Source organism: Phycisphaerae bacterium (genome assembly GCA_035384605.1).
In the GTDB taxonomy this organism is placed as follows: domain Bacteria; phylum Planctomycetota; class Phycisphaerae; order UBA1845; family PWPN01; genus JAUCQB01.
In genome coordinates this window covers 1-14,097 of sequence record DAOOIV010000130.1, presented here as the reverse complement: position 1 = coordinate 14,097, position 14,097 = coordinate 1, and the positions used below count along the sequence as shown (strand labels likewise).

Annotated in this window: 7 protein-coding genes; 2 read left to right on the top strand and 5 right to left on the bottom strand. The window is 61.7% G+C overall.

All coding sequences use genetic code 11. The features are described 5' to 3' along the window. Positions 1-176 precede the first annotated feature (176 nt). Positions 177-1,196 carry a hypothetical protein gene (locus PLL20_19240; protein ID HPD32133.1) on the top strand — a complete coding sequence of 340 codons (1,020 nt, stop codon included), beginning with the start codon at positions 177-179 and terminating at the stop codon, positions 1,194-1,196. 159 nt (positions 1,197-1,355) lie between these two features. Here PLL20_19240 and PLL20_19235 read toward each other — a convergent pair whose 3' ends face one another. Continuing rightward, positions 1,356-2,270: a universal stress protein gene (locus PLL20_19235; protein HPD32132.1), complete on the bottom strand. Its 915-nt coding sequence runs from the start codon at positions 2,268-2,270 to the stop codon at positions 1,356-1,358. Positions 2,271-2,537: 267 nt separating this feature from the next. After that, complete coding sequence (locus PLL20_19230; protein ID HPD32131.1) at positions 2,538-3,140, bottom strand: VTT domain-containing protein; 603 nt, start codon at positions 3,138-3,140, stop codon at positions 2,538-2,540. A 446-nt stretch (positions 3,141-3,586) separates the two neighbouring features. On the opposite strand from PLL20_19230, the gene PLL20_19225 reads away from it, so the two are divergent. Further along, positions 3,587-5,020: an alanine/glycine:cation symporter family protein gene (locus PLL20_19225; protein HPD32130.1), complete on the top strand. Its 1,434-nt coding sequence runs from the start codon at positions 3,587-3,589 to the stop codon at positions 5,018-5,020. Positions 5,021-5,053: 33 nt separating this feature from the next. Here the strand turns inward: PLL20_19225 and PLL20_19220 are convergent, their stop codons facing one another. The 3 genes from PLL20_19220 to PLL20_19210 form a co-directional block, all read right to left on the bottom strand. Next, a complete protein-coding gene (locus PLL20_19220; GenBank protein HPD32129.1) occupies positions 5,054-8,659 on the bottom strand; it encodes an NPCBM/NEW2 domain-containing protein in 3,606 nt (1,201 codons plus the stop codon). 382 nt (positions 8,660-9,041) lie between these two features. Then, positions 9,042-11,825 carry a fibronectin type III domain-containing protein gene (locus PLL20_19215; protein ID HPD32128.1) on the bottom strand — a complete coding sequence of 928 codons (2,784 nt, stop codon included), beginning with the start codon at positions 11,823-11,825 and terminating at the stop codon, positions 9,042-9,044. A 199-nt stretch (positions 11,826-12,024) separates the two neighbouring features. Continuing rightward, positions 12,025-14,097 (bottom strand): hypothetical protein (locus tag PLL20_19210; GenBank protein ID HPD32127.1); only part of this gene is annotated, 2,073 nt, incomplete at its 5' end.

The window sequence follows — 14,097 nt, the reverse complement described above, 5'->3', positions numbered from 1 at the left end:
TTTTTTACGAACAAAGCGAGAAAACCTCGCCGGAGTATGCTTGATCAGGGGCTAGGGTCCTCCTCAGCGGCCAACCGGGCGATTCCAGCGGCCGGATCGCAGTCTCCTGCTGGGACCTGAATGCCAACGGCAACGCTGATCCACAAGAGGACAGAAATCAAGACGGGGTTGTTGACGTGCTGGATTGCCAGGGACCTCCAGGGGAGGCCGGTCAGCCGATTCCCGGCACCAACGGCCTGGCGTGCTGGGACCTCAATGCTGACGGTGTCCAGGACCCCGATGAAGACGTGAACGGCGACGGGCTGTGGACCGCGCTCGACTGCCGCGGGCCGGCCGGGCCCCCGGGCTCATCAGGCGGATCAGGCCCTCCTGGATCGCCCGGATCGCCGGGACAGCCAGGACCGCAATTGTTCGATCTCTTCGTCAATGACTTCATCATTCCCGATTACTACTACGACTACGAAGGCCCTTACTCCCTCAACTTCGAGAACGGCTACGGCTACCTGTACGCCATTCCGACGGGACTACCCGTCCTCGAAGACGTCGACGACGTCACCGCATTTGCCGTGCCCGTACCGGAATACTATAACGCCGGTTATCCGGTCACACTAAGACTCTTCCTCACGGCCTATTTCCGCGACTGTGCGGTCCTCCAGCTCAACGCGATCAGGGGAATCCCGGGCGTGGGGATCGTGCCGTACGGTCAGACCCGATGGATCAAACTCGATCCGCCGCAGTACGCACCGGTCTTCACCACGGCGGAAAACGGCTACGGCTTGGGATACTACCTGGTGGTTGATCTGCCGGTTCAGGCCGGCGCTCCCGACGGGCTCGCCCTCCCTGACGACCTGGAAAAACGCCAGATGCTGGCGTTTGAAATACGACCCTATGAACTGGACGGGTCCATACTCTTGGGTGGCGTCGAGTTCTTTGAATCGTTGCCGGGACAGGCCGGATCGGTGATCGGTGCAAGCATCTATTACGAAGAGAACTTCGAAAGCTGGCCCGAATCGATCTGCCGATTGTGCGAGATTCAAACCGAAGACCCCGACGTGATCCGCGATCAGTACGGCTGCCCTTGGCTCTGCGAAGAAGACAATGACTGTCCGGGCGAAGGAGACGTCTATTGCACCGCCCTCTCCGATCACCCGGACGTCGACGCGTGCCACGAAATGAGTTCATCCCGGCCCTCATGACGGCCTGGATGGCGCTTTCCGATCACCTGAACGTCACGCGCGCCACGAGAATTGTGGTCTGATTTGCCCTGACGGAGTGCAGTATTCATGCAGCGGGCTCGGGAACGACCACTCCCGAGCCCGTGCGTCACTGCCGCCTCCCGGCCGTATATGTCGGCCTCAGCCGGCCAGGGTACGAAGCGCACATGCCAAGCCTACGGCTTCGCCTTTCTTCTTCACGGCAAGCACGGGAATGTCGCTCTGACGAATCATCTTATCGGCAACCGCTCCCAGGAGCAGACCGGCGATGCCGCGACGACCCTGGGCCCCGATCACCAACAGGTCGGCATGCTCCCCGGCAACCTGATCCAGCATGATCGCTACCGGCTTGCGGTAGAAATCGGGCACGCACTTGATCCTGACGTTGGCTCCGCTCGAATTGACGTTGTCACGCAGTTCTTCACACTCGTGCCGAGCCCAATCACCGAGCAACGCCGCGTGCTCGTCGAGCGACGTCCCGACATTCAGATAGCCGCTGCGGACTGGGTAAACGTTCAGACAAAGCACCTCGGCCCCCGTCGCCGCACCCATGTCGCACGCCGTTGCGAAAGCGTGGGCCGAGCACTCTGATTTTCTGGCAGGAACAAGTATACGCTTCCAATCGGCTTCGGACCCGTCCGAGACCACCAGAACCGAACAGCGGGCCTTCGTCGCCACCCGGCTGGGAAGGGAACTGCCCGAGTGCTCGCCGCCGCGACGACCAAGAATGATCAGATCCACGTCCCGATTGCGGGCGCTGCGAAGAATCTCGATAAGGGGAACCCCGCCTGCCACCGAACATTGCACCTTCTCGCGCCCGTGCCCCCGGAAGATCTCCGCCGCAGCATCGCGCAAAATGCTCGTGGTGATCCCTCTCCTTGCGATGGCTACGCCGTTGACAACCGCCTTCGGTCGGGTAGCCGCGGGCGACTGCACGTGCAGCAGGTGAACCTCACGAGCTTGGACGGCACGCGAGACGGCCGACGCATACCCTAACAGCCCGCGGGCTTTCTCAAGTGTCTCGATACAGACAAGAATCCGCTGGAACCGCTCCATGGCCAACCTTCCTTCTCGAACGGCCCCGCCCTCCCTTCGAGGCGGCACAACGCTCTAGAATCGCTACGTGCCCCGTCGCGCAACCTCTCATGGACAGACGCAGCGCCGCAGCCCGGTCATGCCGGAAATCCAGACCAGCTACCTTGAACGCCAAAGCACGGACGCGGACGCTGCCATCTCCAGAGCTTGGCGCTACTAAAATCGATGGAAAAAGAAGACTGGTTTAGCTTCAGATGGGTAAAGCGCCGGCGGATCCCCCTTCGACGATTATCCGTCTGCGGCCTCCACGCCCGTCACTCGTTTGATGGCCTGGTTCGCGATTGCCCCAACGACGCCGACGGCCAGAAGAGCCCCGGCCACCCAGACGATGTAAAGCCACTTTTCCGATGGCATGGCAAAATCGGTAGTCTGGGCGCGCGCTCCCAAGTAGACGGCCAGCAACGTTCGGGGAGCAATCCCGACAACCGTTCCCACCGCGTAGATCCAAGGCGGCACACGGCATGAAGCCATGACCAGATTGGTGATGGCAAAAGGCGAGTTGTGCGGTATGCGCAACAGGGTAACCGTAAGCAGTGCCCTGCCAGGCCCCGACCGGACCAGGGCATCGTAAACCGCCCGCCATTTCGGTTGCTCATCAATCAGTCTGACAAATCGATCGCCGGCCCCACGGCGCGCAACCGCATAGCCGATCAGCGAGGCCCCCGCGATACCGGCCATGGCCGCGACCGAGCCCGTGGCCATGCCGAATGCCCACCCGGCCAGCACCGACTGAGCGTACGTCGGCAGCAAAGCCAGCCCCGCCAATACCGCAAAAGCAGTTATGAACACGCCCACACCCAGGGTCCCATGATCGCGTAACCAAGCACCCATCGGGCCCATCGTCCCCAATACCGCGAAGCCCCCGATGGCCGGAAGGCTGGCCGCAATGATGGCCATCGGACCCATGGGGCCCAGACGCCGGAAACCACGCTTGAGGTCTTCAAAGGTATACGGCCGGTCGCTCGGTCGGCCCTCGTGCGCGACCGGCTCTGACCCCGTCTGCCGAGGACCGTTCGGTATGGAAGGCTGATCGTCCATCCCGTGAGGTTAGACGCAACGAGCGGTGGCGTCAATCGGCTCTGGCATTGGGCGCGGGCAACACGTCTGCCGACTTTTCTCGCTCTCGGAGTCACGCTGTCGCCGCCGGATGGCCGATCTCAAGAGCATATCGCATGTTCATCGCGGCGTGAGCCTCGGTCTGCGGTACACAAACGAAAGGACGTGCCGGCGTGCCTATCATTGCAAGTCTCCCGCAACAACTGAGCAATTGGCTCAGATTGGTCGAGAACTTCTTGTCGGCTGCGGTCGATTGGGTCTGGGGACCGTGGCTGCTGATCCTGTTGCTGGGAACCCACTTGTTTCTGACCATACGGTTGCGATTCATCCAAAGGTATGTCTTCAAGGCAATCCGGCTGTCTCTTGCCCGCAAGCGCGAAGGCAGTGGCGATATCAGCCACTTTGGGGCACTGATGACCGCCTTGGCCGCAACCGTCGGAACGGGAAACATCGTGGGCGTGGCTACGGCGGTGTCGCTGGGCGGTCCGGGGGCCGTCTTTTGGATGTGGTTGACAGGGGTATTCGGGATCGCAACCAAATACGCGGAAGGTGTCCTGGCAGTTAAGTACCGTATCACAACGATCGACGGGCAAATGGCCGGGGGACCGATGTACGCTCTGGAACGGGGGCTGAAGCAGCGGTGGCTCGGCGTTGCGTTCGCGTTTTTCACCGCGGTTGCAGCTTTCGGCATCGGCAACATGGTCCAGGCCAATTCCATTTCCGAAATGCTCGCCGAGCCTATGCATTTGCCGGCCTTGCTGGGGGGAACCGAAGTCTGGATGCCGAAGTGGGCCACCGGTATCGTCATGACTGTGCTGACAGGCGTGGTCATCCTCGGAGGGATTCGATCGATTGCCCACGTGTGCGGGCTCCTTGTTCCGATCATGGCCGTCTGCTACGTGGCCGGTTGCCTGGGAATCTTGATCATCCGGTACGAGGCCGTTCCGGGGGCGTTGGTGCTGATCGTGAAATCCGCATTCTCCCCCCAGGCTGCGGCAGGAGGCGCTGTCGGCGTTGGCATCCTGCAAACAATGCGTTATGGTGTGGCCCGCGGGCTTTTTTCGAACGAATCCGGATTGGGTAGCGCTCCCATCGTCGCCGCCGCCGCCCAAACGAAGAACCCGGTGCGACAGGCACTGGTCTCCTCCACCGGCACCTTCTGGGACACGGTGGTGATCTGTCTTCTGACCGGCTTGGTCATCGTCAGTTCCGGACGTTGGCACCAAGGCGTCGAGGGCCCGGCCCTCACCAAAACCGCCTTTCACGCCCTCGGACGCATTGGACCGCTGATTCTGTCGGTGGGCTTGCTGACGTTCGTGTTTTCCACCATTCTGGGCTGGTCATACTATGGTGAAAAGGCATGCGAGTACCTGCTCGGTACCAAAGCGGTACTCCCCTACCGCATCTTCTGGGTCATTGCGATCATGATCGGGTCAGTGGTCAAGCTGCAATCAGTCTGGAACTTTGCCGACATCGCCAATGGTCTGATGGCCGTTCCCAACCTGATCGCGCTGCTGTTTCTGAGCGGCGTCGTCATCGCGGAGACGCGCAAGTATCTCTGGGAGGACCGCCTCGACGAGCATGCCGAGGCAGTCGCCCCCGCGGGCGTCCCCGTGACGACTGTACCATCCGCCGAGAACGACGGCACCCGGTAATGAACTGGTCGCTCGGCAGGCCGCGCCAGGACGTCAATAGCGGGCCTCCACCCGGATCGCCTTGTCCGCAGGAACAACTCGCACCGTCTCCTTGTTCGGATCGAAGTCGACATGCGAACGGCCGTCGACGCTGACCGATTTGATCGCCTTACGTTCCGGATGCCGAAGGCGAAGAACGATAGCCTTCGGCCTTGTCCGGGCCGGCGGATCGATCACGGCGTCAATGTGCCCGCTGCCGACCGACGAGACGATCTCATAGCTGACCGGCCCGAAGAATGTCGGGGCATTCTTCACGCTGATCGTCATCCCATCCTTTAACCAGTTGTCGGTCACGAAGGGCGCCAGCCAGAGTTCGTCGCCCCGCTCGGTCAGCAGCATCGTCCGCGACTGGTGCAGAAAGTAGCCCGTCTCATGTGTCTTGTTGTAGCAGAAATTTGAGAAGTGCTCGAAGATCGAGAGGCACGTCCCGTCGATCAGCGAGGCCAGCGTGTTGAAGTAGCTGCGAATAAACGGCTTCACGTCGTCGCGCATCGCGCAGATTTCCGCGTTCCGGGCGTAGTACGGCTGCACCTTGGCGAAACCGCCCATGTCAAACCAGTTGGCGCGGTTGCGATCGGCCGGATAACCACCCCAGCCGTCCGAAAGGAATTGCACGTCCTCCATGTGGTCCATGATCCAGTCGACATCCGGCGCATCCGGCGGCATCGTCCCCAGCGGGACCATGTGATGCGGCCCCAGGTCCACGTCATAGGCCCAACTGCGATTGCCGTCCTGCCCCGGGTAGTAGTCGGCCATCGGGCCCGGCGTGTACGCCGACGCGGGGTAATACGGCACCCAGGTGCCGTCGGCCAGCGGAACCACCGGTGCGAGGGCCTGAGCCTGCCTGAATGATCGCAGGATCTCATCACCCAGATCCCTGGCCGCGTCCATTATCTTGTCCGCATCCGGATGCCCCACGGCCTTGAGCGCACGGCCGGTCGCCTCCAGACCCGCCCGGAAGTAACTGTTGGCATAGAAATAGTACGCGTACGCGTTCCAGTCGGCCTGGACGCCCGGCGGCATCAGGCCGTACTCCGGCATCTTCTGCCCGTCGGGCTTGAGCCTGCGAGTCTTGGCGAGTTGGGCCATCACCCAGCGGCACAACCCCGCCGGCGTTTCAGCCACCGACTTGAACCAATCGTCGTCCCTGGCAAGTCTCACGTATTCGCCCAGAGCCCACAGATGCCAGCCGTTGCCCATGAGCGTGTAGCCCATGGTCATGTAACCTTCGGGTTTGTAGTGACTGAAGAAGTACTCAAAAGACCGTTGGGCGAAATCGAAATGTCCCCAGTATTGCATACCGCGAATGACCGAGTTGCCCTCGCTGTCGATGGCCACCCAATACCGGTCCGAGGCAATCCACGGAACGACCTGCCTGCCCTGCTGCTCGTTGCGCGCCGCCAAGAGGATATGAACCTGGTTGGCCCGAATGACATCGGCGATCCATTGGTCCGGCAACTCGATCTGCGCGCCTTGGGCCATGATCGCTTCCCAGTAAGCTTTGAAACGACCGAACAACTCGGAACCACCGGACAATTCCCCCTGCTGATCCGGCGTCATCTTCCACGCGGGCAGATACAGATGGCAGCGGGCGATGCCGCCGACCGGCAGTTGCCCGGATATGGAAAGACGACCTTTCTCACAACGAACCTTGCCCCCAGCGAACTCGCTGCTATCGAACACCCCCACGAGCTTGCCGCCGGCGGAGATGACCGTGCGATGTGCGACCGTCTCGCAAGCGGGCGGCCAGGTGTCGGCTGCGCCCATGGACAAGACAAAGGATGCCCCAACGTCCGCGGGTTCCGCATCACCGTTCTTCATGGACAGTTCGACCACACAGAGTGGTTCTTCGTTCAGCCACAGCGGCGCGCTCGGGAGGTTCTCCTTGGCAAACGGCACAACGTACATCCGTTGCCGATACTCGACGCCACCCGCTTTCCCAGTGATCACCGGAGCGGGCAACCATCCGCCTTCCAGATGACGCGTAAGCTTGGGCGTTTCGGAAAACAACTCCGTGATATAAACCGGCTGCCCCCCCCGCCCTTTGCTGATCAGCCGGGCCTCGCACCAGTTGGCCGTGTCGAAACCCAGACCGTCGCCGGCATCGGTCAGCTTCAACGTCAACGTACGAGCGCCGGCCAACGGCACACTGACCGGCTTGGGGTCGTCCTTCTCGCGCATGACCCCGCTGTCGAACTTCTTCTCGCCGTCCACCAATACCTGGAACACCACACTGCCGGGTGTACCGCCGCCCATCCATTGCACGCCAACCTCGGCCTCCAAGCGGTCATAGCCTTCGCTCACATCAATGACGATTTCACCCGGAGCATGATGCCCCAAGCCTTTCTCGTAGCTCTTTTCCCTGATGCGCAGAGGCATCGCACTGCCCGGGTCAACGTGGGCGGCCTTGTTGAGGCCGAGAATGCCCCAGCCCTGAGACTGGCCCAGAACGCGCGGATTGCCGAACGTCGGCGCGAGAACATAGTCGGCTTTAGCGCCCTTTTCGTCCCTGTCGAAATGCTCAAAATAGCTTATCGTCCCGTTGGCTTCGGTGACAAACTTGGCGTTGTCGCAGGCCAGCGAAATCATCATCCGCCCGGCATCCAGGCGCGGATCATAGTGAGTGATCTTCATCGCCCGCTCGCGGGTCTGGTCGGGCATCTCTCGGACCCGCTGCAAAACGCTTTTCTTGTCCGCGATGTCCCGCTTGTATTCTTCCAGGCTCTTTGCCGGTGGGTTCTTGCTGACAAAAAGGCCCACGTGCGGCAGGTAGACGGGCCCTCGCTCCAGAACATCGTCGATGGCCACCGCAAAGGCCCCGTCGGGCAGGCGAAACCGGATCATCGTCCGATCGGCGCGCACCTGGCGAATGGCCTCCGAAGAAACATGGTTGACGGCGGGCAGTATCAGAGACGAACCCATGTCCCACGACGTTGCCTTGCTTGGTTGTTCCCCAACGATGTAACCGTTGTAGAGCTCCAGTTCGGCCTTCTGACCGGGCTTGGCAGGATCGCTCTGCACAAAGATCTGTGAAGTGGTCATGGTCGAGGCAGTCCTTGCGTTCAGGCTCTTGACCACGACGGGCTTACCACCGGTGGGAACGATCCAACGGACCTTCCAGTGAAGGCCTCCGGGCTTGGCCGGGGTGAAGGTCCAGGAACTGCCCTCGGCCTTCAGGTCGCCGTCCACTGCAATCCACTTGCCCTGCCAAACCGTCTCGCCCTGCCAGAATTGGATCCTGCCCGGGCCAGGAGGCGACTCCTTGAACTCGACGCAGAGCATCGTGAGAGGTCGGGCCTCGAGCCACTGGAGACCGATGCACGCCTCGCCGTTGGCCGCCGGCGGAACGCTGTAGTTGCCCTGGAAATCGGGCACGAGATCCGTCTCCAGGGATAGGTCCTCGGCCGCGATCTCCTGCAGCCGAGCGGCCCGTACGCCGACATCCCGCTGGGGGTCCCAGGTGCAGACGCGGGCAAACGCGGCAGCATCGAGGAACTGGCCGGGGCCGACCGTGGCGTGAGCCGATCGGCAGGCACACAGAATTGAGAGAAACACCAAAACCACGATCAGACAACTGCGGCCAAGGTCATCAATGCGCATGGTTTGCCTCCGGGAAACGGAAAGACGATTGCTGACAAGGTAGATAAGGCAGGATACCGGCCGTGTCCAGTCGACGCTGATCCTGCAACCAACATCTAAGGCGGACCGCCTTTTTGCGGGCCGCAACCCAAACGTTCTGCGATCCAGAAACATGCGCGCAAGCGGCACAGATGTCTCGCCGTAAGGTTCTGAGAGTCTTATGGCCGGACATGTGTGCGGCTTGCGCACATATTTCTGGGTCACCGTGCGTTTTTGTCTGCGATCCGGGAAGGCAGTCCGTCTTGCGCGTCTTCAAAGAGACCTGCCGCGAAAAACCGTCTGCATCATGGAAAACCACCCGGCGGGCCGCAGCCACGCGACCCGCCGGGTGTACATATGTCCATTACTGAATTCTCAACGTGTCCCATTGAACCGTCGGACCCGCACCGCTTGACGAGCCCAGCTTGAACCCCACGCTGATCTGCGTGTTGCTCCCGCTGTTGAACGTCTTGCTATATTGAACCCACGTGTCGCCGTTGCCGTTCGTCCCGTCGCTGGCAAACTTCTGGATCATTGTCCAACTACCCGAGTCCGCGTCGAAATTCTGTGCCGTGTGACTGCCCGACTTGTAGGCGCACTCCGCCCAGTATGAAGACCCGCTCGGACACTTGATCCACACCGAAATGGTGTAGGAGCTGTTGGCCGTAATGTCATATACCTTCACCTTCGACGACGAGCCCGGGCTTGGCCGCGACGCCTGCAGGGCGCTGCCGCTCTGCCCGCCTCCGACGATTGACCAGTTGGCCGCGCTGCCCCACCCCGCATCGTAGCTGCTCGACCAGCTGGGCATGCTGGTGAAATCCTCCGCCACCGTCAGCTTCGCGGGATTGACCGTCAACGTCACCGCGATCGTCTGCGGACTGTTGCTCGCGTTCGGATCGCTCACCGTGATGGTGCCATAGTACGTCCCGGCCGACAAACCACTGGTCGAGTACGTCACCGTGATGGTGTCCTGCTCACCCGTACTTGTCCCGCTGGCCGGCGAGCAGGACAACCACGAGACATTGTCGCTGATCGAGTAGTTCAGCACGCCGGTGCCGCTGTTAGCAACGGTGAACGTCTGACCGGCGGCGTTGCCACCCTGGGTGCACGAGGGGGCCAACGACGTCGGCGAGAGGGCGATCATCGGAACGGAAGCCAATTGCGTCACCCGCAGTGTATCCCACTGAATGGTCGGGCCGGTACCGATCGAGGAACCCGACTTGTAACCCACGCTCAACTGCGTGTTGCTGCCGCTGGCAAAAGTCTTCGTGTACTGGACCCAGGTGTTGCCGTTGCCGTTGGCTCCGTCGCTGGCGAATTTCTGGATCAACGTCCACGTCCCCGAATTGCCGTCAAAGTCCTGGGCCGAGTAGTTGCCGAGCTTGAAAGCGCACTCCGCCCAGTACGACGAGCCGCTTGGGCACTTAATGTAAACCGAGATCTGGTAGTTCGCGCCGGCTGAAATGCTGTGCACCTTCACCTTGCTCGACGAACCCGGCGAGGGCCGCGACGCCTGGAGACAGTTGCCCGCCTGGCCGCCACCTACGATCGACCATGAGGCCGCGGAGCCCCATGAAGCGTCGTAGCTCGATGACCACGACGGCATCGAGTTGAAATCCTCGGCGACGACGGCATCAGTGGGCGTTGCACTAACCTGGCTGGAATTCGCGCTCTCGCCGGCCGCGTTAACCGCCGAGACCACGTAGTAGTAGACGGTTCCATTGGTCAAACCCGTGTTGGTATAGCTGTTCGTCGTCGGGCTGGCGATCGTCGTATATGGACCCCCGCTGGCTGTCGATCGCTTGACGTTATAACTCGTCGCCCCGGCACTGACGTTCCACGCCAGCGCAATCTGACCGTTTCCGGGCGTTGCGGTCAATCCGGTCGGGACCGGCGGCACCGGAACCTGCGGCGTGGCACTTGCCTCGGCGGAGTTCGGGCTTTCACCCTCGCTGTTAGCCGCCGAAACGACGTAGTAATAGGTCGTCCCGTTGGTCAGGCCGGTGTTCGTGTAGCTGGTGGTGGTGATGTCGTTGGCGATCACCGTGTATGGACCGCCGCTGACGGTCGATCGCTTCACGTCATAGCTCGTCGCGCCAGCCGAGGCGTTCCAGCTCAAGGCCACCTGGCCGTTGCCCGGCGTTGCCGTGAGTCCCGTTGGGGCATCGGGCGGACCATAGGGAATGCTGTTAAGGTGTGACACCAGCCAGGGCGAGATCGGATCGGTGTTGAATGACTCCCAGCCGGCCGAGCCCGTCTGGAACAGCGTGCATCCAAGTACGTATGCATCTTCACGCATGCGGGCATCGAACCAGGCAAGCCAGTTCTGGTACTTGGCCGCGTCACCGCCCCCCATCCACCCGGCCCCCGCCGGACCAGTCTGCCCGTCAACACCACCCTCGGTCAAGATGATCGGCAGGTCAATCAGATCAGGGTAATTTGTGGCAAAGTAGTCGTAGTACTGCCTGTAGCGCAACGAATACCAGATCTCGACATTGAGATCCGTTGTGTATGGGATCGTGTACGAGTGATAGCTCCAGGCACCGCCGTACTGCTTGCACTGCCTCAGCGCCGGAACAATGGCGTCCAACTGGGCTTGGACTTCGCTCGGCGAACCGGACGGATTGCCTACCGGAATACTGAACGGGCATGGCCGGAATCCGGCGTTGGCGATCAGCGGCGTCAAGGTCAGCCAGAAGCTGTTGAGCCACTGGGCGTTCTGGACGGTGCCCCAGCAGGGCGTGCTGTCGCACTCGTTGGGCCCCTCGACATAGTCGATCAGGGCCTTGTCCGCAGGAGAAAGCGCATTGAGCGGCGGAGCCAGAACGTTGGTCCAGAAATGCTGCGCGGCCCAGGCCGGATCCTGACCGATGTTGTAGCCGACGGTGGTGTATATCCGGCACACGGAAATGGCATCCGGGGCCAAGGTCTTCAAATCCCGAACGGCCGTCATCATTGTTCCGTCGCAGCCGAGGATTTTGATGACCTGAGGTCGGGCGTTGATGAAGTCATGACATGGGTCCGTGTAGCTCATGATCAGGTGCGGGCCGAGCTTGCTTCCGCTCGGCTGGGCAGCCGTCGCAATATTGCTGATCAGGCCTGCCGCCAGCAGGCACAACAGGCTTCGATGGGTGGGCACGTACATGGGAACCTCCAATTGACCAAAACACAAATGAAATGTGAACCACGCGGCCATGGAGCCCTTGCAAGGCATAACCACGCCGCACCGGCATTCGCGAGTTGAACGAGACTGGTCATCGCGGCCTTCCTCCCTGCCGGCCTCGGAGCGGGCCGGCAACTCGCTCGCCCGGCCCGCCCCCTCCGCTCTTCTCTCGCCTGCCGCGCTACTGAACCCGCAGCGTGTCCCAGTAGACGGTCGGACCGCCGCCCCCCCAAGAACCGAGCTTGTAGCCCACGCTGATCTGGGTGTTGCTGCCGCTGTTGAACGTCGCCGAGTACTGCACCCACGTGTTGCCGTTTCCGTTGGGTCCGCCGTCGGCGAACTTCTGGATCATCGTCCACGAACCGCCGCTCTCGTCGAAGTTCTGGGCTGACCAGTTGCCCAGCCGGTAGGCACACTCCATCCAGTAGCTTCCGCCGTGGCTCGGACACTTCATGTAGATCGAGACGGTGTAGTTCTTACCGGCCGTGATGTTGTACACCTTCACCTTGGCCGACGAGCCCTGTGAACTGCGGCTGGCACGCAGGCAATTGCCCGACTCCCCCCCGCTGACAATCGACCACGTCGCCGCGCTGCCCCAGGCGGCGTCCCAACTGCTCGACCAGCTTGGCATCGAGCTGAAGTCCTCAGCCACGGTCAGCTTCACCTCGTTCACCGTCAGCGAGACCGCGATCGTCTGCGGGTTGTTGCTCGCTTCAGGATCGCTCACCGTGATTGTGGCGTAGTAGGTGCCCGGCGTCAGCGAGGCCGTCGAGTAGTTCACCGTGATGGTGTCGGCCTCGCCGGTGCTGGTGCCGCTGGTCGGCGTGCAGCTCAGCCAGGTCACGTTGTCGCTAATCGTGTATTCGAGCATGCTGCCCCCGGTGTTCTGCACAGTAAATGAACCGGCCGGCGGGCTGCTGCCCTCATTGGTCACCGGGCTGAGCGATGTCGGGTTGAGCGTAATCACCGGCCGCTGAACCACTGTCAGCGAGACCGCGATCGTCTGCGGGTTGTTGCTCGCTTCAGGATCGCTCGCCGTGATTGTGGCATAGTAGGTCCCCGGCGTCAGCGAGGCCGTCGAGTAGTTCACCGTGATGGTGTCGGCCTCGCCGGTGCTGGTACCGCTGGTCGGTGTGCAGCTCAGCCAGCTGGCATTATCGGTGATCGTGTACTCAAGCGTCCCTTCGCCGGTGTTCTGGATGGTCACCGAATCGGCAGCGGGGCTCGAACCTTGCCACGTCGAGGGAGTCAACGATGTCGGATTCAGAGTGATCTCCGGCACTTCGACACCTGGCGGCGTGATCCGCAGCATGTCCCAAGCGACGTTTGGACCGGCGCCGCCGTAGGAGCCGAGCTTGTACGCAACGGTTATCTGCGTGACGCTTCCGCTGTTAAAGGTCTTGGTGTACTGAGTCCAAACGTTTCCGTTGCCGTTGTCACTGTCGTTGGAGAACTTCTTGATAACGGTCCAGCCTGCCGGCGAACTATCGAAATCCTCTGCTGTGCTGTAGCCCAGCTTGTAGGCACACTCGGCCCAGTAGGTACCGCTGTAGCTTGGGCACCGCGAGTAGATCGTGAGCGTATAATCGGTGTTTGCGGCGACTGCGTAGATTCTGGCCTTGACCGACGAACCGCCGGAGCTGCGGCCGACCTGCAAAGCGTTCCCCGCCTGACCACCGCTGACGATCGACCACGTGGCCGCACTGCCCCAGGCGGCGTCGTAGCTGCTCGACCAAACCGGCATGGTTTCAAAATCCTCCTCGACCGGCTCGGGCGGTGCGGGCTCGTCCGCCCATTCAACCACTTGCATGTGCAGATCGACGCCGGTCTGCGGGCTGCCGTTCTTGAAGGCATAACCGTCCGGGTACGCATTGACCGACTTGGTCATTTTGTAAGGGTTGAACCCGTAGGACTGATAGACTTCGAGATAGTAAACGACGCCAGGGGTCAGCGCGACCTCGCTCGGGCTCCAGCTCGCGGCAACATGGCCCGACGTACTGGCCTGGAAGGCGCCGCGTCCCGTCTTGGCAGGTCCGACCTGCGGGCCGTTCACCGAACCGGACCGGACGCGGAACGTGAATTCCTTGTCCCACGTATTACCACCGGCAAAGAATAGGGTGGCTCCGGCGAGACCATGACCCATCGCCTTGATCTGCTGGGTCCACACGTTGTCCCAGCCGGCCAGGCTGCCGGCGTCGGTCAGGGCCAGCCCGGCCAGGCCCAACGCGATGCGCAGGGGCGCACCCAGCCAGCC